This window comes from Pantoea sp. SYBGC1 (genome assembly GCF_057197005.1).
The window spans coordinates 157,696-176,404 of record NZ_JBXUNM010000001.1; the positions used below are offsets into that span (position 1 = coordinate 157,696).

At 55.5% G+C, this 18,709-nt stretch carries 25 protein-coding genes; 10 read left to right on the plus strand and 15 right to left on the minus strand.

Annotated elements, in window-relative coordinates; all coding sequences use genetic code 11:
- Nucleotides 1-39 precede the first annotated feature (39 nt).
- On the plus strand, nt 40-276 hold the full coding sequence (locus tag AC2CF9_RS00710) for a YceK/YidQ family lipoprotein (RefSeq protein WP_039383751.1): 237 nt from the start codon (nt 40-42) through the stop codon (nt 274-276).
- Between the two features lie 2 nt (nt 277-278).
- Here AC2CF9_RS00710 and AC2CF9_RS00715 read toward each other — a convergent pair whose 3' ends face one another.
- The 3 genes from AC2CF9_RS00715 to AC2CF9_RS00725 all read right to left on the minus strand — a co-directional run bounded on the left by AC2CF9_RS00715 (nt 279) and on the right by AC2CF9_RS00725 (nt 2,476).
- Entirely contained in the window at nt 279-677 is a 399-nt protein-coding gene (locus AC2CF9_RS00715) for a MysB family protein (protein WP_150017310.1), read from the minus strand.
- Between the two features lie 107 nt (nt 678-784).
- Entirely contained in the window at nt 785-1,051 is a 267-nt protein-coding gene (locus AC2CF9_RS00720; RefSeq protein ID WP_065649626.1) for a hypothetical protein, read from the minus strand.
- Nucleotides 1,052-1,552: 501 nt separating this feature from the next.
- Nucleotides 1,553-2,476, minus strand: coding sequence for a Kdo(2)-lipid IV(A) acyltransferase (locus tag AC2CF9_RS00725; RefSeq protein WP_150017311.1), 924 nt, complete (start codon nt 2,474-2,476; stop codon nt 1,553-1,555).
- Between the two features lie 260 nt (nt 2,477-2,736).
- Between AC2CF9_RS00725 and trhO the strand changes: the two genes are divergently transcribed.
- Nucleotides 2,737-3,792, plus strand: a complete 1,056-nt coding sequence (gene trhO / locus AC2CF9_RS00730) for an oxygen-dependent tRNA uridine(34) hydroxylase TrhO (protein WP_150017312.1) — start codon at nt 2,737-2,739, stop codon at nt 3,790-3,792.
- Between the two features lie 43 nt (nt 3,793-3,835).
- Here trhO and AC2CF9_RS00735 read toward each other — a convergent pair whose 3' ends face one another.
- The 9 genes from AC2CF9_RS00735 to grxB all read right to left on the minus strand — a co-directional run bounded on the left by AC2CF9_RS00735 (nt 3,836) and on the right by grxB (nt 10,250).
- The gene (locus AC2CF9_RS00735; protein WP_150017313.1) at nt 3,836-4,411 is read right to left on the minus strand and encodes a YceI family protein; all 576 of its coding nucleotides are present in this window, start codon (nt 4,409-4,411) and stop codon (nt 3,836-3,838) included.
- Complete coding sequence (locus AC2CF9_RS00740) at nt 4,408-4,983, minus strand: cytochrome b (RefSeq protein WP_150017314.1); 576 nt, start codon at nt 4,981-4,983, stop codon at nt 4,408-4,410. Before AC2CF9_RS00740 ends, AC2CF9_RS00735 begins: the two co-directional genes overlap by 4 nt.
- Nucleotides 4,984-5,249: 266 nt before the next feature.
- Nucleotides 5,250-6,365, minus strand: a complete 1,116-nt coding sequence (solA, locus tag AC2CF9_RS00745; RefSeq protein WP_484556033.1) for an N-methyl-L-tryptophan oxidase — start codon at nt 6,363-6,365, stop codon at nt 5,250-5,252.
- Nucleotides 6,366-6,472: 107 nt separating this feature from the next.
- Nucleotides 6,473-6,727: a biofilm formation regulator BssS gene (bssS, locus tag AC2CF9_RS00750; RefSeq protein ID WP_150017316.1), complete on the minus strand. Its 255-nt coding sequence runs from the start codon at nt 6,725-6,727 to the stop codon at nt 6,473-6,475.
- 283 nt (nt 6,728-7,010) lie between these two features.
- A complete protein-coding gene (locus tag AC2CF9_RS00755) occupies nt 7,011-7,280 on the minus strand; it encodes a hypothetical protein (RefSeq protein WP_039383765.1) in 270 nt (89 codons plus the stop codon).
- Nucleotides 7,281-7,422: 142 nt separating this feature from the next.
- A complete protein-coding gene (dinI, locus tag AC2CF9_RS00760) occupies nt 7,423-7,668 on the minus strand; it encodes a DNA damage-inducible protein I (RefSeq protein ID WP_039383767.1) in 246 nt (81 codons plus the stop codon).
- Nucleotides 7,669-7,736: 68 nt separating this feature from the next.
- Complete coding sequence (gene pyrC / locus AC2CF9_RS00765) at nt 7,737-8,783, minus strand: dihydroorotase (RefSeq protein WP_150017317.1); 1,047 nt, start codon at nt 8,781-8,783, stop codon at nt 7,737-7,739.
- 147 nt (nt 8,784-8,930) lie between these two features.
- Complete coding sequence (locus tag AC2CF9_RS00770; protein WP_484556034.1) at nt 8,931-9,494, minus strand: lipoprotein; 564 nt, start codon at nt 9,492-9,494, stop codon at nt 8,931-8,933.
- Nucleotides 9,495-9,602: 108 nt separating this feature from the next.
- On the minus strand, nt 9,603-10,250 hold the full coding sequence (grxB, locus tag AC2CF9_RS00775) for a glutaredoxin 2 (protein ID WP_108569236.1): 648 nt from the start codon (nt 10,248-10,250) through the stop codon (nt 9,603-9,605).
- 194 nt (nt 10,251-10,444) lie between these two features.
- Here grxB and rimJ point away from each other — a divergent pair, with 194 nt between their 5' ends.
- The 4 genes from rimJ (at nt 10,445) to murJ (ending at nt 14,270) form a co-directional block, all read left to right on the plus strand.
- Nucleotides 10,445-11,041 (plus strand): ribosomal protein S5-alanine N-acetyltransferase, encoded by a 597-nt coding sequence (gene rimJ, locus AC2CF9_RS00780; RefSeq protein WP_150017319.1) that lies wholly within the window; start codon nt 10,445-10,447, stop codon nt 11,039-11,041.
- Between the two features lie 14 nt (nt 11,042-11,055).
- The gene (locus AC2CF9_RS00785; protein ID WP_150017320.1) at nt 11,056-11,691 is read left to right on the plus strand and encodes a YceH family protein; all 636 of its coding nucleotides are present in this window, start codon (nt 11,056-11,058) and stop codon (nt 11,689-11,691) included.
- 1 nt (nt 11,692) lies between these two features.
- Nucleotides 11,693-12,613, plus strand: a complete 921-nt coding sequence (locus tag AC2CF9_RS00790; protein WP_150017321.1) for a Gfo/Idh/MocA family protein — start codon at nt 11,693-11,695, stop codon at nt 12,611-12,613.
- A 118-nt stretch (nt 12,614-12,731) separates the two neighbouring features.
- Nucleotides 12,732-14,270, plus strand: a complete 1,539-nt coding sequence (gene murJ / locus AC2CF9_RS00795) for a murein biosynthesis integral membrane protein MurJ (protein WP_484556035.1) — start codon at nt 12,732-12,734, stop codon at nt 14,268-14,270.
- Between the two features lie 47 nt (nt 14,271-14,317).
- Here the strand turns inward: murJ and flgN are convergent, their stop codons facing one another.
- The 3 genes from flgN to flgA all read right to left on the minus strand — a co-directional run bounded on the left by flgN (nt 14,318) and on the right by flgA (nt 15,823).
- On the minus strand, nt 14,318-14,749 hold the full coding sequence (gene flgN / locus AC2CF9_RS00800) for a flagellar export chaperone FlgN (RefSeq protein ID WP_108569241.1): 432 nt from the start codon (nt 14,747-14,749) through the stop codon (nt 14,318-14,320).
- Nucleotides 14,750-14,754: 5 nt separating this feature from the next.
- Nucleotides 14,755-15,060, minus strand: coding sequence for a flagellar biosynthesis anti-sigma factor FlgM (gene flgM, locus AC2CF9_RS00805; protein WP_150017323.1), 306 nt, complete (start codon nt 15,058-15,060; stop codon nt 14,755-14,757).
- Between the two features lie 103 nt (nt 15,061-15,163).
- Entirely contained in the window at nt 15,164-15,823 is a 660-nt protein-coding gene (flgA, locus tag AC2CF9_RS00810) for a flagellar basal body P-ring formation chaperone FlgA (RefSeq protein WP_150017324.1), read from the minus strand.
- Nucleotides 15,824-15,975: 152 nt separating this feature from the next.
- Here flgA and flgB point away from each other — a divergent pair, with 152 nt between their 5' ends.
- The 4 genes from flgB to flgE are packed head-to-tail and all read left to right on the plus strand — an operon-like array spanning nt 15,976 to nt 18,708.
- Complete coding sequence (gene flgB, locus AC2CF9_RS00815; RefSeq protein WP_039383791.1) at nt 15,976-16,389, plus strand: flagellar basal body rod protein FlgB; 414 nt, start codon at nt 15,976-15,978, stop codon at nt 16,387-16,389.
- Between the two features lie 2 nt (nt 16,390-16,391).
- A complete protein-coding gene (gene flgC / locus AC2CF9_RS00820) occupies nt 16,392-16,796 on the plus strand; it encodes a flagellar basal body rod protein FlgC (protein WP_039383794.1) in 405 nt (134 codons plus the stop codon).
- Between the two features lie 12 nt (nt 16,797-16,808).
- Entirely contained in the window at nt 16,809-17,480 is a 672-nt protein-coding gene (gene flgD / locus AC2CF9_RS00825; RefSeq protein ID WP_071668728.1) for a flagellar hook assembly protein FlgD, read from the plus strand.
- Between the two features lie 25 nt (nt 17,481-17,505).
- On the plus strand, nt 17,506-18,708 hold the full coding sequence (gene flgE / locus AC2CF9_RS00830; RefSeq protein ID WP_150017325.1) for a flagellar hook protein FlgE: 1,203 nt from the start codon (nt 17,506-17,508) through the stop codon (nt 18,706-18,708).
- The last annotated feature ends 1 nt before the right edge of the window (nt 18,709 follow it).

Here is an 18,709-nt window from a genome sequence, read left to right on the forward strand (position 1 = left end):
GCAGGTATAGTAGCAGGTCAATCAGTGAGGATAAGCGATGTGAAAAGCGTTCTGGCCGTCATACTGGCAGGCAGTGTATTAATGCTGAGCGGGTGCGGCAGCATCATCAGCCGTACCGTGCCCGGACAGGGGCACGGCAACCACTATTATCCCGGCGTGCAGTGGGATGTCCGCGACGGCCCGTGGCGCATCGTCACCATCCTCGATCTGCCGCTGTCGCTGATAGTGGACACGCTGCTGCTGCCGGTTGACGCGCAGCATGGACCTTATGAGTAAGATTACGCCAGATTATCTGAATCCGTGTTGTCATCTTCCCACTCTTCAGCGGCCACTTCACCCTCTTCAAGATCGCGCTGTGGTGCCAGCTGAAATTCGCCATCATCCCATTCGTGCAGGGTATTTTCAGACTGCCACTCCTGACGCATCTCAATTTCGTCGAAATCGCCGTCAAATACCGCCTGCGCCGCCTCACCGCTAAGCAGCGGCAGGCATTCACCCTGTTCATCTTCACTGGCAAAGAACTCCGCCTGCCACATAATGTCGCCATCCTGCATGACATATTTTTGCAGACCAAACTGACTGACGCTGGCCTCCTCTTCGGATACGCCCTGCTGGCTGGTCATAAACTCTTCACGTGCGGCTTCGATTGCTTCTTCTAAGGTGCTGAACAGATCCATCGATGACTCCTTGACTGTAAAAAGGGGATTTTACAGAAGGATAGACGAAAATTTGCAGAACGCAGGCAGCACGGGCAGGTAGTGAAAATACTACCCGCCCGTACGCATCAGAGCATTTTTTGCGGAAAGTGCAGAACCGGACGGACGGTTTCGCGCATCACCGGTGCAGAGTAGCGAATACAGCATTTGATACACGGTTTCACTTTTTTGAAGTTAATACGCGCGGTGGCCAGCGCCTGATTCAGGTTGTAGAGAGTGCCAATAAACACCATATCTTCTTTAAGCGGCATCCGTTTGCACTCTTTACGATGCAGCAGATGATAGCCTTCCTGATCGGTACCGATCGTAACGTAATAATAATGACCTTTGTTCATATTATTTTGTCCTGCATGAGATTTGCTGTGTGTAATCTTTTTTATTTTTCTGATAACAGTTAATTGGTTAACTGTTGCAACTGAAATTAACCGGAATCAGCAGAGTGAACCAGCGCAATAAAGTAATTAAAAAAATTTTTTAAATGACAATATGGAATAAGCAGCCTGTTTTATCGACAACGCATTGTAAAATAAGTCAATTTTTCTGCATTGATAAGTAAGCCAAACGATTTTGAAAAAAATAAATAGGATTAGGCCTGGAATTATAGATGATCAGTGCCAGATTGCACTCTTTTAATTGATAAGTCTGGTTCAGCAAGGCGATGTCAGATGGCTGATTGCCTGCTGTAAAGCGCTGCGGCAGGCAAATCCGGCGGCAAATATTGTTACCGGAGCTAATGTTTTTCAGATAAAACCAGAGACAACGCTGGATCTGATGGACATATCAGGTGCGGTTCAAGCTATCGGTCTCTGTACTGATAGCCTGAACGCCGCGCCGCATCAGTAGCGCGACGGCTGACCTTCCGGACGTGTTTTAAAGCGACGATGCAGCCACATATATTGCTCAGGCGCGAGCAGCACCGTCTCTTCAACAACGCGGTTCATCACCGTTGCCGTATCAAGCTCACTCTCCAGTGAGAACTGATGGCGAATATCCGGCATCAGTTTCAGCTCGTAACCGCGTCCGTCCGGCAGACGACGTGCCAGAAAAGGCACCACGCTGGGATTAGCCAGACGGATCAGCATATGGGTTCCGGTCGTAGTGGCTGCTTCCTTAACGGCAAAGAAAGGAGCAAACACGCTGCTGCGCGGGCCGTAGTCGTGATCCGGCGCATACCAGATGATGTCATTACTCTTCAGTGCCCGAATCATGCCTTTGAGATCTTTGCGATCCAGCATACTTTTATTTGAGCGCATCCGGCCCCAGGTCTGTAGCCAGTCGAGCAGTTTGTTATCGTTCGGGCGATAAACACCAATTCCCGGGTTGTACATGCCGAACACGCGAGCGCCCAGCTCAAGCGTCAGAAAATGCATACCGATCAGCAGAATTCCGCGCTTTTCTGCCAGCGCCTGAGTCACATTCTCCAGTCCTTCCGGCTTAACCCACTTACGGATACGCCAGTCGGGCCAGAACCAGGCCATACCGGTTTCAATCAGCCCCATTCCGACTGATTCAAAGTTATGTTTAACCATTGCCTCGCGGTCGCTGACGGGCATATCAGGAAAGCAGAGCTCCAGATTGCGTCGCGCAACCTCTGTGCGGCGTTTCATAAAACGCATAGCAATACGCCCCAGACCGCAGCCAAACGCATACAGAAGCGGGTAGGGAAGTAAGACCAGCACGTATAAAAATCCAATGCCCAGCCAGGTGAGCCAGTAGCGCGGATGAAGCAGTTCACGGGTAAATTGCGGAAGTTGGGTCATGGAAGAATCAGTATCCTGCGTTCTGTACCAGAGAGTCCGGTTTCTGTTATTTAAAGCAATTATGCCATTTTTTGTCGTTAACTGTAATCACACTGCGTTCACAACGCCCGTCAGGCTGGTGTTTGCCGGATTAACAGACGGACAGCGCAGAAAACCGTCATGCGCGTATGACTGCCAATTCGGTCCGGGGGCTAGGCACAGCTGTGAATTCAGGTATCATGTGCGCCCTGAAATTCTCTCATTGCTAACAGGTGTTCACCATGCCAGTGTTACATAACCTCGTTTCCAATAAAGAGCTGAAAGATCGCATGCTGGCGGAAACAGAGCCGCGTACGACAGTCTCTTTTTATAAATATTTCCAGATTGCCGATCCCAAAGCGTTCCGCGATCGCCTCTATATTGCGCTGACACAGCTTAGCGTATTTGGCCGTGTCTATGTGGCCCGGGAAGGGATCAACGCGCAGATCAGCGTGCCGGCCGGGAAATATGAAGCGATGAAAGCGATGCTGTACGCTTTTGATCCGGCGCTGGATAATCTGCGCATGAATATTGCGCTGGATGATGACGGTAAATCATTCTGGGTGCTGCGCCTGAAAGTGCGCGATCGTATTGTTGCCGATGGCATCGACGATGGCAGTTTTGACGCCAGCGATGTGGGCAGTTACCTGAAGGCAGCAGACGTTAATGCGATGCTGGACGATCCTGACGCCGTATTTGTCGATATGCGTAACCACTATGAGTTTGAAGTGGGCCACTTTGATAATGCGCTGGAAGTGCCGGCAGATACCTTCCGCGATCAGCTGCCGATGGCTGTGGATATGCTGCAGGATAAGAAAGATAAAAAAATTGTGATGTACTGCACCGGCGGTATTCGCTGTGAAAAAGCGAGCGCCTGGATGAAGCATAACGGCTTTGATGATGTCTATCACATTGAAGGCGGCATTATTGAATATACGCGCCGCGCACGCGAGCAGGGATTACCGGTGCGTTTCAAAGGCAAAAATTTTGTCTTTGATGAGCGTATGGGCGAGCGTATTTCCGATGATATTCTCTCCAGCTGCCATCAGTGCGGTACGCCGTGCGACAGCCATACTAACTGTGTTAACGACGGTTGCCATCTGCTGTTTATTCAGTGTCCCGCCTGCGCTGAAAAATATCAGAACTGCTGTAGCCCAATCTGCATGGAAGAGGCAAAGCTGTCGCCTGAAGAGCAGCGCGCACGTCGTGCCGGACGCGAAAACGGTAATAAGGTATTTAACAAATCGCGTGGTCTGCTGAATATGACAATGACCATTCCCGCGCCCGATAAGTCATAATGACGAATGCCGCCTGAGGACGTTATCTCAGGCGGCTTGCCGCTTACTGACGTACTCCCTCTACAGAGATAATCAGCTCAGCCTTCTGTGAAGCAGGGCCCAGATCCTTGCTGATATTAAACTCTTTCAGAACGACCTCGCCGCTGGCTTCAAACCCGGCCCGGTAACCGCCCCACGGATCTTTACCTTCACCCATCAGGCGTGCATCCAGCGTAATCGGTTTTGTTACGCCGTTTAGCGTCAGATTGCCGGTGACTTTATAACGCTCTCCCTCTTTTTTAATCTCTGTTGAGGTGAACGTAGCCTGAGGATATTTGCTGGTATTAAGAAAATCTGCGCTGCGCAGATGTTTGTCGCGCTCAGCATGATTGGTATCCAGACTTCCGGTATTGATGGTGACATTCACTTTATCGGCTGCCGGATTAGCGTCGTCAAAGGTGAATCCGCCGTCAAAATCTTTGAATGTGCCATATAACCAGCTATAGCCAAGGTGCTGAATACGAAACTGTACAAATGCGTGCTGTCCCTCTTTATCGATTTTATACTCTGCGGCGCTGGCGTGAAGGCTGGTGGCAAACAGCGCGGCGGCACTAACGGCCAGAAGCGTTTTTCTGATCATGATACATCCTTTTGAGAGAGTGAACGTGAGCGTAAACCGAGCATGCGCCTGAGCGTCGCGTCCCGATCGATAATATGATGTTTAACTGCTCCCAGCGCATGCAGCGCAGAAAGCAGAACCAGGCTCCAGGCCAGCCATAAATGCAGCGTGCCTGCCAGGTCTGCCTGCTGCGGCCCGCCAGCAACGACTACCGGCAGGTTAAACCAGCCAAATACAGAGACCGGTTTATCGTCAGCGGTAGAAATCAGATAGCCGCTAACCAGCAGCAAAAGGAAAAGCAGATAAAGCAGGGCATGCACACCCCGGGCGGTACGGCGCACTGTGGCAGAATAGCTGGCGAGCGGGGCGGGTACAGGGGAGTGCCAGCGCCAGAGCAGCCGCAGCAGCAGCAGAATAAACAGTATTGTTCCGACGCTTTTATGAATATCCGGTGCAGTATGATACCAGCTGTCATAATAGCCCAGGCCTGTCATCCATAATCCGAGGGCAAACATCGCATAGAGGGCAACCGCCATGCTCCAGTGGATAATAATTGAGAGCAGGCCGAATCGATCTGCAGTGTTGCGCCACATAGCCTTTATTCCTGTCCATGAAATAAGTGCTGCAAGCATCCTTAATTCGTTAACTAAAAGCAATGAGCCTTACTTTTCTATAAAAAAGCGGATCGTTTTCAAAATTTTAAAATAGCAATGCGCTACTGCTTCAGTAATATTGACTGAATGCAGGTGTTTTTCAGTTAACAAATATAATTACTACACTGGATGAGTCATTATTGAGTGTCGGGCGTAAACAAATGTAAATGGGAGGGCTGGCAGCCGCGGTGCTGCCAGCCTGAGTGTCAGGAAAAGCGCCGTAAAGAAAAGGACGTAAGATCGAAACTGAAGGGTTTATCCTGAGCAAATTCGCTGGCAAGCTCGCCCAGAACGCTGGCAAATTTAAAGCCGTGGCCGCTGAGTCCGGTAATGATTAAGCGGTTGGGTTCATCCGGCAGAGTATCGATAATAAAATCTTCATCAGGGGTATTGTCATAACTGCACGCCTCGCCGTGTAAACAGACGCCAACGCCGGGCAGGAACTGCCGCAAAAAGCGAAACGCTTCGCTGCCATCTGAGGCCACAGCACCAAAAGGTTTGCGATCCTGCGGTGTCTGCATGACCTGACCCCCATCGTGCCGGCCCACTTTAAGGGCGTTATTATCCGCCGGGAAGCCGTAAAAGTGACTGCCGTCTGGTGTCTCTACGGTAAAGCCGGGAAAGTGATTGTTTTCACTGTAGCGTCCATCGGCCTGATACCAGGCAAATACTTTACGCACTGGCGTAACCGGCAGATCGGCTATCAGTTCACTGACCCAGGTCCCGGCGCTGACCAGTAGCTTACGCGCGCGATAGATCCCATCCAGCGTGGTGACCTGCTGCAGCTCGCCGTCGCGGCTGATATCGCTGACCGGGCAATTAAATAGCTGTGCACAGCCAGCCTGTTCAGCCAGCTTTATCCAGCTGCGCACCGCCTCTTCACATTTCAGATAGCCCGACTTCGGCTCAAAAACGCCGATGTAGCCATCCGGCACGGTAAACTGCGGCCAGCGTTGTCGCACCTCATCCGCCTGCAGTAGCTGGACATCCAGCTGCCAGGTTTTCGCACTGTGAATAACATTCTTAATGAATGGCGAATGAGCGGGTGCCAGGTTGAGAATGCCGCTGCGATGCATGATACGCTCGCCGCTCTGCTGTTCCAGCGCATCCCACAGTGACTGGGCGCGCAGCACCAGCGGCACATAACGCTCTCCTTCACCATAGGCGTGGCGAATCAGGCGGGTCTCGCCGTGATGTGTTCCCTGCTGATGCGGGGGATGCGCGCTGTCGATCATTAGCACCGATAAGCCAGCCTGCGTAGCGTAGAAACCCGCAGCGGCCCCGACTGACCCACTGCCCACGATAATCAGATCGTAAACCATGACACGAACACTCCTGCAAAACGGCGAAATTTTTCAACAGCATACCAAAAGCGGGAGCGATATGAAAAAGGCACCCGATGGGTGCCTTTTTCGCGCAACAGGAACGATCAGTGCTTGCGACTATCGCGCAGGTTTTGCTCAGTAGATTCTATTTTAGCAATGCCAGCTTCCAGTATAGAGATAAACTGTCTGGCAACATCAGTGGTTAACCAGTAGGTCAAACCGACGTCAGCTTCTTCTTCTCTTTGATCCTGCGAGGAGAGCGAGTGCAGGCGTATCATCATGGCGTCATAGCTGTCAACGGTGCTGATGTCCCATCCAATCAGGGGATGAGTCTGAATGACGTCTTTATTACTGTCCATTATAACCTCCTTATTACTCGTTAAACGAAGTGCTTCTTGAGGTTCAATGCGGCTGCTACATGCACTAGCGAGCTAATTATAACATGAAATAGCGGTCAGACAGGCAAACAGTAATGAAATGCGGCTATATAAGTGCGAAATGCGCCAGAAAATGCTGTAAAAGCGCCGGCGGATGACGGGTTGATTTCCCGCTACATGCGTAACCGGCCCGACAACATCATCTGTTTTATCGGCGAAAGCGACAGAAACTTCAGCGTAACATGCCGGACTCAGTCGTGGAATATCAGGGCTGCGCTTCAGCAGAGAGCGGATCTGTGCGCTGCCGGAGCGTCTCCGCCAGACGGAAAAATTGCTGTTGCAGCGATGCATCGTGCTGCTGGTTCTGCGCTTCCTGCGTCAGGTTATGAGCAAGCAGCTGGACTGCGGGCGCATCGAGTGAAAGCGTCAGGCTGGTAAAGGCAGTTTCCAGGACGGTTAAACGGCGCTGCTGCTCGGCAATGAGCGCCAGCAGTTCACCAAAGGTCATCGCCTCTTCGGGTTTATCTGTGATCATCTGTCAAACACCTCCTGTAAGCATGGCGAGGCAAGAATAGGGGATCGATAAACCTGAGTCTAGATGGCGGCTGTTTTTCTGGCGAGGGGAAATGAAACAAAAAAAGCCGGGGCGAAACCCGGCAAAAACGGCACATTGGCGGTTAATCGTGAGTAAACCAGTCGTCGGCACTTTCCCAGGTTTCCTGCAGGAGATCGGTAATACGATCGCGTGAAGTTTTACAGCCGCCGGTCACGCTGAGCTGATTGCCGGTGGCATAGCGCACATTGACGTGGTGCTCGCCTTCAGGAAAATCGTGCGCAATACGACGGGAAAGCTCCGCGCTAAGCGCATCGAGTGCACCTGCGGGCAGCGGGCGATTTTTCGCTACGGTAATATCAATACGCATAGACGCCTCCGGTTTAATATACTGGTTATTTGTACAGTATCTTAATGCCGAAGGCAAGCAGTTATCGTTTATTCTTTGATGCGCCAGTTCAGCGTCTCGCCGGCAAGAAATGGCACCAGCGTATCGTCGCCTGCGGTGACGCTTTCAGCCACCTGCCAGGGTTCACGGACCAGCGTCAGCGTTCCTTCGTTAAGCGGCAGGCCGTAAAAATTCGGGCCGTTTTCTGAGCAGAACGCTTCAAAGTGCTGCAGGGCGTTAAGCTCTTCAAACACGGTAAGGTAGGCAGGCAGAGAGGTCGGGGCGTTGAAGACGCCCGCACAGCCGCAGCCTGCTTCTTTGGCATGCCGCAGGTGGGGCGCAGTATCGGTACCAAGAAAAACGCGTGGATGGCCGCTGGCCACCAGCTGACGCAGCGCCTGCTGATGTGTGTTGCGCTTCAGAACAGGCAGGCAATAAAGATGAGGACGGATCCCGCCCACCAGCATATGGTTACGGTTAAACATCAAATGCTGCGGCGTAATGGTTGCACCCAGCAGTGCGTTGCCGTCAGCCACATAGTCAGCTGCCTCTTTTGTGGTGATGTGCTCCATGACCACTTTCAGGCCGGGAAACTGCTGGCGCAGCGGATGCAGTACGGTCTCAATAAAGCGCGCTTCGCGATCAAAAATATCGATGTGGGCATCAGTGACTTCACCGTGCACCAGCATCGGCATACCAATTTGCTGCATGCGATCCAGCACCGCAGCAATCGACGCCGTGTTCGTTACGCCGTGACTTGAATTAGTGGTAGCGTGCGCCGGATAGAGCTTGGCAGCAGTGAATAGGCCCGTACGAAATCCCGCTTCAATCTCATCGGGTTCAAGTGAATCGGTCAGATAGCAGGTCATCAGCGGTGTAAAGCTGTGCGCAGCGGGCAGGGCGGCAAGAATGCGCGCGCGATACTCGCGGGCCGCTGCCACGCTGGTGACCGGCGGCACCAGATTTGGCATGACAATCGCCCGGCCATTCACGGCGCTGGTATAGGGCAGTACGCTTTCAAGCATCACGCCGTCGCGCAGGTGGATATGCCAGTCATCAGGGCGGCGAATGGTGATGTGCTGAGGTTGAGAAGTCATGGTCAGGCTCCGGCTTAAGTGAAAACAGAATGGCGCATTCAGGCCGGGGCGATATCTTAAGCGGGCAGGCAACCGTTTGCACGGCTTTTTATCACCGGAAAGTGATGACCCGTGCGGCCAGAAAAACGCTGGCCGCACGGGACGGTGTCAGTCGGTGAAAGGGATCACCAGCTGACCCGGTTTGACTTCCAGTCCTTTTGCCAGTTTTTTCGCCAGCGCTTCGCCTTTACTGCGGTCAGCGCTCAGCAGATAGGCTGGCCGTTCATTGAAATAGTGCTGCAGGGACTGATTGAGATAGGGGGTCAGCGTTTTCACAATCGACGCCATTTTTTCTGGCTCCACCTGCGCATCAACAATCGACAGGTTGTGCAGGTAGATGGCGCCTTCCTGCGCGTTATAAACCGGCTGCGCCTTCATTTTCAGCAGCATTTCAGCCTGCTGCGGGCCAAACAGTGAGGTGACATCAATTTGCGCTTTACCGGAGAGGGTGACGCGGTCAGGTTCTTCACGTCCGATTTCGCTGCTGAGATCGCTGAGCACGATATGCGCATTAATAAGGCCGGATACGCCGATCTCTTTTTCAAAATTGTTGCGCTTTTGCAGCGCCTGATTCACTTCCTGTTCCGTGATGGTGTATTGCGTCAGCTGATTGCAGCCGCTGAGCAGCAGCATGCCGAACAGCGCCGCGATCCCATAAAATTTCTTTTTCATTGCATCCTCGTTCCGGTGTGGCAAACAGCGCTAAGCCTGCCTGAATCGGCGCGAGGTGTCATCAGATAAGATGAGAAACCCGCGAACGGGTTCCTCCCGGTTTAACATTCAGGCGGCGATAGAAGAGAGCAGATTAACCTGCGTCTGTTTCGCCATGTTATCGCGGTAATCAGTGACGCGGCTTGGCCAGTCGATACCGGACACCAGCGTCAGCGAGCGCAGCAGCGGGAAGAGGTTGATATCATCCTCTGACAGCTCGCCGTTAACGGCGTTAGGCTTCACAATCAGGCGATCCAGCTGGCGCAGATCGTCACTGATCTTCTTGATCAGGCCAGGCGCGTGTTTACGCAGCTCGTCGAAATCACCGAGGCTCGCCTCTTTTTTATCGTGAAAATAGCGTCGCGCTTCCGGGGTGGCAAATTCAGCAAAAGCAGCATCGGCGATACGCGGAATTAAAAGCTTATTAATATAGCCGTTGACGTGGCGCAGCCAGTCGGCGATAGCGGGATTGGTTCTGCCGGTCAGCAGCGGTTCGCCATCCTGTTTGTCTACCCAATGCACAATATCCATGCTCTCCGGCATGGCGCTGCCATCCGCTTTTTGCAATACCGGCGCCATTTTCTGGCCGATTAATTTTACCGGTGTCGCCTCGTCATCATTGAGCATAACCACCAGTTCTACCGGCAGATTCTTTAAGCCAAAAATCATGCGCGCTTTGACGCAGAAGGGGCAGTGATCGTAGATGTAAAGTTTCATCCCGTTTCTCCTGTGGTTTTCCGGGTGAGGGATTCACCCTTTTTCCGATCCTGCCGGAAGTATGGAAGAGAACCGTGGAAGGGGCAAACCCTGCCCCTGTTCAGCAACGTTGTGTCGCAGCCTGCGGGGCGGTTATAGTGAAGAAAACGCCAGCGGCGTTTCACTCTCTTTCGCTAAGGATTTCAGGAGATTTGATGTTTGGCTATCGCTCTGCAGGCCCGCGCGTGCGGCTTACGACCGATCGTCTGGTGGTGCGTCTGGTGCATGAACGCGACGCCTGGCGGCTGGCAGACTATTACGCGGAAAACCGCGCGTTCCTCAAGCCGTGGGAGCCGGTGCGCGATGACAGCCACTGTTATCCCTCCGGCTGGCAGGCGCGGCTCGGCCTGATTGGCGATCTGCATAAGCAGGGCTCCGCTTTCTACTTTGTGCTGATGGACCCCGACGAGCGTGAGATCCGCGGCGTGGCAAATTTCAGCAATGTTCTGCGTGGCTCCTTTCACGCCTGCTATCTCGGCTATTCGCTGGGCGAAAAGTGGCAGGGGCAGGGCATGATGTTTGAAGCGCTGCAATCGGCAATTCGCTATATGCAGCGACAGCAGCGCATGCACCGCATTATGGCTAACTATATGCCGCACAATCAGCGCAGCGGCGATCTGCTGGCACGGCTCGGCTTCGAGCAGGAAGGCTATGCAAAAAACTATCTGCTCATTGATGGCCGCTGGCAGGATCACGTACTGACGGCGCTGACCTGGCATGCGTGGACGCCGGACAAGCGCACTCAATTTTAAAAGGAAACGGATCCATGAAAATCGCGCTCTCTTCCCAGGCGCTACGCGTGCTGGGTGCGCTGCTGGAAAAGCAGATCGCTACGCCTGAATATTACCCTCTGTCGCTGAACGGCGTGGTAGCCGCCTGTAATCAGAAATCGAACCGTGAACCGGTTATGACGCTCAGCGAAGAGGAGGTGCAGGCGCAGCTGGATGAGCTGGTTAAAAAACACCTGGTCACCGCTACCAGCGGTGCCAGCCAGCGGGTCAGCAAATATGCGCAGCGCTTCTGTAACTCTGCGTTTGGTCAGCTGCAGCTCAGCGCCGCTGAAGTCGCCGTGATGACCCTGCTGCTGCTGCGCGGGGCGCAAACGCCAGGCGAGCTGCGTACCCGCAGCGGCAGGCTGTATGAATTCAGCGATGTCAGTGAGGCCGAGCAGACGCTGGAGGGGCTGATGAGCCGGCAGGAGGGACCGCTGGTGGCAAGAATGGCGCGTGAGCCGGGCCGCCGCGAATGTCGCTACCGGCACCTGCTGGCCGCAGAGGAGACGGCCTGCTCGCCGTCTCCCGCCGCTGGTGAAGCGGAGCTCAGCTATCGGGTTGCCGCGCTGGAGCAGCAGGTGGCTGAACTGCAGATACAGCTGACTCAGCTGCTGGCACAGGAGCATTAAGATGACGCTGCGAATTGGTATTGCCGGTTTAGGCGGAATTGCACAGAAAGCCTGGCTGCCGGTGCTCTCGCAGGCAGAAGGCTGGCAGCTGGTGGGGGCATTTTCACCCAATCAGGTTAAGGCGGAGGCGGTATGCGCTCGTTATCGGATCGCCTGTTTTGACCGGCTTGACGCCCTGGCTGCCGCCTGCGACGCCGTGTTCGTGCACAGCAGCACCGCCTCGCATTTTGACGTGGTTCAGGCCCTGCTGCTGGCGGGAAAAGATGTCTGTGTGGATAAGCCGCTGGCAGAGACGCTGCAGCAGGCTGAAGCGCTGGTCGCGCTGGCGGAAAAGCGCCAGCGCAAACTCATGGTAGCGTTTAACCGGCGCTTTGCCCCGCGCTATCAGCAGCTGAAGCAGGAAATGCCGCGCGCCGCCTCGCTGCGGATCGAAAAGCATCGCATGGATAGCGTGGGGCCGCAGGGGCTGCGCTTTACGCTGCTGGATGATTATCTGCACGTGGTGGATACCGCCCTGTGGCTGGCGGGGGGCAAACTGCAGCCGGGTGATGGCCATATCCGGACCACAGATGAAGGCGCACTGCTCTACGCAGAGCACCATTTCAGCGCCGGCGGGCTGCAGGTCTCTACCAGCATGCACCGGCGCGCCGGCACGCAGCGGGAGGTGGTCACCGCGGTCTGCGACGGAGACTACTACCAGATTGAGGAGATGCGCGACTGGCAGCAGGAGAACAGCCGCGGGCTGCTGCGTGAGATGCCGCCTGCGTGGCAAAGCCATCTGACGCAGCGCGGTTTTACCGGCGCGGCGCATCACTTTATCCGCTGCGTGGAAAATCAGACTATGCCTGAAACCAGCGGCGAGCAGGCGCTGGTGGCGCAGCGTCTGACAGAAAAACTGATCCGCGAGGTGGAGCGGGAATAACGCCTTGTAACACTCGATGCTGGTCATTTGCCGCGACCTCAGTAGACTAACGCCGGGCATCGCGGATGCCCGTGCTGCATGGCGCTTTTTCCGACTTTTTCAGGACGCACCCTTCATTATGAATTTGCTAAAATCGCTGGCTGCGGTCAGTTCGATGACCCTGTTTTCCCGCGTGCTGGGCTTTGCCCGCGATGCCATTGTGGCGCGCGTATTTGGCGCCGGGATGGCGACGGATGCGTTTTTTGTAGCGTTTAAGCTGCCCAACCTGCTGCGCCGGATTTTTGCCGAGGGCGCGTTCTCACAGGCGTTTGTCCCGATTCTGGCGGAGTACAAAGCGAAGCAGGGTGAAGAGGCGACGCAGGTTTTTGTGGCGTATGTGTCAGGCCTGCTGACGCTGGCGCTGGCTGTGGTGACGGTACTGGGCATGCTCGCCGCGCCCTGGGTGATTATGATCACAGCCCCCGGCTTTGCGGATACCGCCGATAAATTTGCACTTACCAGCGCGCTGCTGCGGGTGACGTTCCCCTATATTATGCTGATCTCGCTGGCGTCGCTGGCGGGGGCGATCCTCAATACCTGGAATCGCTTTTCGGTTCCGGCGTTTGCGCCCACGCTGCTGAATATCAGCATGCTCGGCTTTGCGCTGTTTGCCGCACCGCACTTTAATCCGCCGATTATGGCGCTGGCGTGGGCGGTGGTGGTGGGCGGCGTGCTGCAGCTTGGCTACCAGCTGCCGCACCTGAAGAAGATAGGTATGCTGGTACTGCCGCGCATTAATCTGCGCGATGCCGGCGTCTGGCGCGTGATGCGCCAGATGGGACCGGCGATCCTCGGCGTATCAGTCAGCCAGATCTCGCTCATCATCAATACTATTTTCGCCTCCTTTCTGGTGTCAGGTTCCGTCTCCTGGATGTACTACGCTGACCGCCTGATGGAGTTCCCCTCCGGCGTGCTGGGCGTAGCGCTGGGGACCATTCTACTGCCGTCGCTGGCGAAGAGCTTCTCCAGCGGCAACCAGGCCGAGTATTCACGGCTGATGGACTGGGGATTGCGCCTCTGTTTTCTGCTGGCGCTGCCCTGCGCAGTGGCGCTGGGCATTCTGGCCGGACCGCTGACGGTGGCGCTGTTTCAGTACGGTAAATTTACCGCGTTTGATGCGGCAATGACGCAGCGCGCGCTGATTGCCTATTCCGTTGGCCTGATGGGGCTGATTGTGGTCAAGGTGCTGGCGCCAGGATTCTACTCGCGGCAGGATATTAAAACGCCGGTGAAGATAGCGATAGTGACGCTGATTATGACGCAGCTGATGAATCTGGCGTTTATCGGTCCGCTGAAGCACGCGGGGCTGTCGCTGTCGATTGGGCTGGCGGCCTGCCTCAACGCTGCGCTGCTCTACTGGCAGCTGCGCAAACAGGATATTTTTCAGCCACAGCCAGGCTGGATGGGTTTTTTATTACGCCTGTTTATCGCGGTCGCGGTCATGGCCGCCGCGCTGCTGGGCATGCTGCAGGTGATGCCGGCATGGGAACAGGGCGAGATGGGCTGGCGGCTGGTGCGCCTGGCGGCGGTCTGTGCCGTCGGCGGGGGAGCCTATTTTGTGGTGCTCGGCGTGCTCGGGTTCCGGCCGCGCGATTTTGCCCGCCGCACCGTCGCCTGAATGCGCATTGCCAGGGCAGTCCGGCTGCCCTGGTCGCGGCTAAGGCGTCAGCCTTTGCTGCGCAGCGTGGCCTGGCCCAGTCCGCGTCCGTCCGGGCCATAAAATGCCTGGGTCTGATGCGGCTTCAGCACCTGCAGCGCATCGCGGGTAAACGCGACCTGATGCTGCAATAGCAGTCCGTTATGCTGATTGGCGTCGCGCAGCTGCTGCGTGACGCGCGCGATAGTGGCCCAGCGCCGGGCGATATCCTGCTGACCGCGATAGGGCGCCGCTATACCGAGCGTTTTCTCCGTATTATGGCGCATCTCATCCAGATAATTTAAGGTTGTCAGCAGCGCGGCTTTATCTTCAGTAATGCGCTGCAGCAGGTTGCCGTTAACCTGCCCGGCTGCGAGCTGCTGCTGCTCCTCCTCAATGATCTGAGTCAGTGAAGCCAGTACATCCTGCATTTTATCCAGGGTCGTCAGCAGATTATCCATCGGGATCAGTTGCCTTCTAAATATTTCCGGGTATCGGCAATTAATGCATCCGCAATTTTGCCGGTATCCATTTTCAGATCGCCATTGCGGATGGCGGTTTTTAACTGCTCAACGCGAGCGGTATTAATATCGCGACTGCCGGGCTCCTTCAGCTGCGCCTGAAGCGAGCTCAGACTGACTTCAGCACTCTTTTCACTGACAGCAGAGGCGGCCGGCGCGGTGTTCTGACGGACTCTGCCTGCGTTGTCGCTGGCGTCGCGGGGTTGTACCGTGCTGACCGGTTTCAACGGTTGGGTTTTGTCGATGCTCATGGCTTGGCTCCTGTAAGTACAGTGGAATGCGCCCACTGAATCGGCATAGGGTTATATTTTAGCTGTTATCTCTATCGGCTGAACACCTCTGTTCTTTAGCGCTTTAGAGTGATATCAGAATATTCCCATCCTCGCCGACGCGACCGCTTACCACCTGACCATTTCCCATACGTACCCGCACCGTCTGCGCGACGCCGGCATTGCTCAGCGCGCGGCCTTCGCTGCTGGCATTAAAGCCGTCGCCGCTCGCCGTGACCATCACCGACTGGCCGGTTTTAACCCGCCACGGCTGGCGCAGCATCGAAGCCGTAACCGGCTGACCGGGCGCTATATCCCGCAGGGCAATCGCCTCTGCGAGATGCGTGCCGTCAACCAGCGCGCGAGCCGGCAGCGTATCGAGCCGGCCCGTTTCCGTTCTGAAATCAGCCGCGCTGACGGCAGTGCCGCGCGTGAGCTGGTGATTCGCGACCAGATAGTCACCGGTCACCTGGACCTGCACCTGCAGATAGCGGCGATTCTGTCCGCAGCTGGCGGCAATGCTCAGATTACCCCACTGGCGGCTGTTACCGGGCAGCTGCAGCTGCGGCGTCTCACAGGCGGGCCACTGTGCGGATGGGGTACGAACAATGACCACCATGCCAGCGGCGTGCTGCGGATCGCGCGCTTTAAAATAGGATGTCAGCTGCGCGTTCAGATCGGCTGCATAGCCTGGCAGCGCCAGCAGCAGTACCGCCAGAATCAGCCCATGTGTTGCTCTGCGCATAACGCCTCCCACTGAAAGTTGCTGATGAGTCTACCCGCTGCAAAAAAAAATCAAGGGTAAAAATAGCCGTGATTTTTGCTGTTATTCAGACGATCGCCCTTGCAATCCCCCGATTAAGCTGTCAGCTCAAAATTTTCATTCGCGGAGGAAGCATGCTCGACAAACTCGATGCCGCACTGCGATTCGGTACCGAAGCGTTAAACCTGCGTGCACAGCGTCAGGAGATTCTGGCGTCAAATATTGCGAATGCGGATACCCCAGGGTATCAGGCGCGCGATATCGACTTTGCCAGCCAGCTGAACAAAGTGATGCAGAACGGCCGCGCGCAGGGCAGCGGTCTGGCGCTGAATGTGACCTCATCGCGCCATATTGAAGCACAAACGCAGGCGCAGCCCGCGATGGATCTGCTGTATCGCATTCCTGACCAGCCTGCTGCAGATGGCAACACGGTCGATATGGATCGCGAACGTACGCAGTTCGCCGATAACAGCCTGAAGTATCAAACCGATCTCACCCTCATCAGCAGCCAGATCAAAGGCATGATGAGCGTACTGCAGGGGCAATAAGCATGGCATTGCTGAATATTTTTGATATCGCCGGCTCGGCGATGACCGCACAGTCGCAGCGGCTTAACGTCAGCGCCAGTAACCTGGCTAACGCCGACAGCGTAACCGGACCGGATGGACAGCCTTATGTGGCGAAGCAGGTTATTTTCCAGACCAATGCCGCCCAGGGCGCAGCCACCGGCGGCGTCAAAGTGGCTGGCGTGGTCAACGATCCTACGCCCGCAAAACTGGTCTATGACCCGGGCAATCCGATGGCCGATCAGAAAGGCTACGTAAAAATGCCCAATGTGGATGTGGTGGCTGAAACGGTCAACACCATGTCTGCGTCGCGCAGCTATCAGGCCAACGTCGAAGTCCTGAACACAGTGAAGTCGATGATGATGAAAACGCTCACCATCGGGCAGTAACGGAGAGATACGATGAGCTTAACCGTAGGCATTAAAGACAATCTCGACCCGACGATCCTGAGTTCCGGCTCGGCCGGCACCGGCAACAGCGCGCAGGAGCTGCAGAACCAGTTTCTGAACATGCTGGTAACGCAGATGCAGAATCAGGATCCGACCAATCCGATGGATAACAGCCAGCTCACCACGCAGCTGGCGCAGATCAACACCCTGAGCGGGATTGAGAAGCTGAACACCACGCTGGGATCGATCTCCGGCCAGATCAGCACCAGCCAGTCACTGCAGAGCTCAACGCTGATTGGGCATGGCGTGATGGTCAAAGGCGATCAGGTACTGGTCGGCAAAGGCACCACGACGCCGTTTGGCGTGGAGCTGGGTACGGCGTCAACCGGCACCGGCGTGACCATTAAAGATGCCAACGGCAACGTGGTACGTAACATCGATCTGGGCGGCCTGACCGCAGGGGTACACACCTTCTCCTGGGATGGCAAGCTCGATGACGGCAGCGTCGCGCCAGATGGCAAATATTCTGTAGCACTCGCCGCCAGCAATGGCAGCACACAGCTGGTGGCACAGCCGCTGAACTACGCCTATGTCAATGGCGTCAGCACCGTGAACAACACCGCAAAACTGGATCTCGGCACCATGGGCTCCGCGACCCTCGATGAAATTCGTCAGATTCTCTGACTAACCCCTTAGCAGGAGAGATTACATGTCTTTTTCACAAGCGGTGAGCGGCCTGGGTGCTGCTTCCAGCAACCTTGATGTCATTGGTAACAACATCGCCAACTCCGCCACGGCGGGCTTTAAGTCGAGCACCATCGCGTTTGCCGACATGTTCGCAGGCTCTAACGTCGGTATGGGAACCAAAGTGGCGGCGGTGATCCAGAACTTCAACGACGGCACCACCACCTCAACCAGCCGCGGGCTGGATGTGGCGCTGAGCGGTAACGGCTTCTTCCGTATGACCGACGCCAGCGGCGGCGTGTTCTACTCACGCAACGGTCAGTTTACGCTGGATGAGAACCGTAACCTGGTGAACACCCAGGGGATGAAAGTGACCGGCTACCCGGCAAACGGCACCCCGCCGACCATTCAGAACGGTGCGAACCCAATTGCGCTGAGCATTCCCACCACGCAGATGTCAGCGCGCGCCACTACCGCGGCGACCCTGGTGTCAAACCTGAACTCAACCGATGCGATCCCGACCGTCACGCCGTTTGATACCAGCAAAGTGGACAGCTATAACGCGAAAAGCACCGTGACCGTGTATGACTCGCAGGGTAACGATCACGCGCTGGATCTCTACTACGCCAAGAGCGCGGATAATACCTGGGCGGTGCACGCGATCGACTCTACCACCGGTAAAGCCGCCGGTGACTTTACGATGACCTTTGACACCAGCGGCAAGCTGACCTCCGCTAGCACTATCCGTCTGACCATTGATGGCTCTAACGGCGCCGCAGCGAATCAGCGGGTTGATCTGAGCGTACTGGGCAGCCTGCAGCAGAACACCGGCGCGACCAACTTTGGTAACCCGACGCAGGATGGCTATGCGCCAGGCGACCTCACCGGCTACACCATTAACGATGACGGCACCATCAGCGGGACTTACTCCAACCGTAAAACCCAGCTGCTGGGTCAGATCGTACTGGCCAGCTTCTCCAACCCGGAAGGGCTGAAGTCAGAAGGGGATAACGTCTGGTCCGCCTCCAGCTCATCGGGTCAGGCCGCGATCGGTCTGGCCGGTACCGGCACCTACGGCAGCCTCACCTCTGGCGCGCTGGAAGCCTCTAACGTCGATCTGAGTAAAGAGCTGGTGAATATGATCGTGGCACAGCGTAACTACCAGGCGAATAGCCAGACCATTAAGACCCAGGATCAGATCCTTAACACCCTGGTTAACCTTCGTTAAT

Coding starts and splice junctions, on each gene's coding strand:
- AC2CF9_RS00715 (WP_150017310.1), bottom strand. CDS start 677: ATGGATCTGTTCAGCACCTTAGAAGAAGCAATCGAAGCCGCACGTGAA.
- AC2CF9_RS00720 (WP_065649626.1), bottom strand. CDS start 1,051: ATGAACAAAGGTCATTATTATTACGTTACGATCGGTACCGATCAGGAA.
- AC2CF9_RS00725 (WP_150017311.1), bottom strand. CDS start 2,476: ATGACCCAACTTCCGCAATTTACCCGTGAACTGCTTCATCCGCGCTAC.
- trhO (WP_150017312.1), top strand. CDS start 2,737: ATGCCAGTGTTACATAACCTCGTTTCCAATAAAGAGCTGAAAGATCGC.
- AC2CF9_RS00735 (WP_150017313.1), bottom strand. CDS start 4,411: ATGATCAGAAAAACGCTTCTGGCCGTTAGTGCCGCCGCGCTGTTTGCC.
- AC2CF9_RS00740 (WP_150017314.1), bottom strand. CDS start 4,983: ATGTGGCGCAACACTGCAGATCGATTCGGCCTGCTCTCAATTATTATC.
- solA (WP_484556033.1), bottom strand. CDS start 6,365: ATGGTTTACGATCTGATTATCGTGGGCAGTGGGTCAGTCGGGGCCGCT.
- bssS (WP_150017316.1), bottom strand. CDS start 6,727: ATGGACAGTAATAAAGACGTCATTCAGACTCATCCCCTGATTGGATGG.
- AC2CF9_RS00755 (WP_039383765.1), bottom strand. CDS start 7,280: ATGATCACAGATAAACCCGAAGAGGCGATGACCTTTGGTGAACTGCTG.
- dinI (WP_039383767.1), bottom strand. CDS start 7,668: ATGCGTATTGATATTACCGTAGCGAAAAATCGCCCGCTGCCCGCAGGT.
- pyrC (WP_150017317.1), bottom strand. CDS start 8,783: ATGACTTCTCAACCTCAGCACATCACCATTCGCCGCCCTGATGACTGG.
- AC2CF9_RS00770 (WP_484556034.1), bottom strand. CDS start 9,494: ATGAAAAAGAAATTTTATGGGATCGCGGCGCTGTTCGGCATGCTGCTG.
- grxB (WP_108569236.1), bottom strand. CDS start 10,250: ATGAAACTTTACATCTACGATCACTGCCCCTTCTGCGTCAAAGCGCGC.
- rimJ (WP_150017319.1), top strand. CDS start 10,445: ATGTTTGGCTATCGCTCTGCAGGCCCGCGCGTGCGGCTTACGACCGAT.
- AC2CF9_RS00785 (WP_150017320.1), top strand. CDS start 11,056: ATGAAAATCGCGCTCTCTTCCCAGGCGCTACGCGTGCTGGGTGCGCTG.
- AC2CF9_RS00790 (WP_150017321.1), top strand. CDS start 11,693: ATGACGCTGCGAATTGGTATTGCCGGTTTAGGCGGAATTGCACAGAAA.
- murJ (WP_484556035.1), top strand. CDS start 12,732: ATGAATTTGCTAAAATCGCTGGCTGCGGTCAGTTCGATGACCCTGTTT.
- flgN (WP_108569241.1), bottom strand. CDS start 14,749: ATGGATAATCTGCTGACGACCCTGGATAAAATGCAGGATGTACTGGCT.
- flgM (WP_150017323.1), bottom strand. CDS start 15,060: ATGAGCATCGACAAAACCCAACCGTTGAAACCGGTCAGCACGGTACAA.
- flgA (WP_150017324.1), bottom strand. CDS start 15,823: ATGCGCAGAGCAACACATGGGCTGATTCTGGCGGTACTGCTGCTGGCG.
- flgB (WP_039383791.1), top strand. CDS start 15,976: ATGCTCGACAAACTCGATGCCGCACTGCGATTCGGTACCGAAGCGTTA.
- flgC (WP_039383794.1), top strand. CDS start 16,392: ATGGCATTGCTGAATATTTTTGATATCGCCGGCTCGGCGATGACCGCA.
- flgD (WP_071668728.1), top strand. CDS start 16,809: ATGAGCTTAACCGTAGGCATTAAAGACAATCTCGACCCGACGATCCTG.
- flgE (WP_150017325.1), top strand. CDS start 17,506: ATGTCTTTTTCACAAGCGGTGAGCGGCCTGGGTGCTGCTTCCAGCAAC.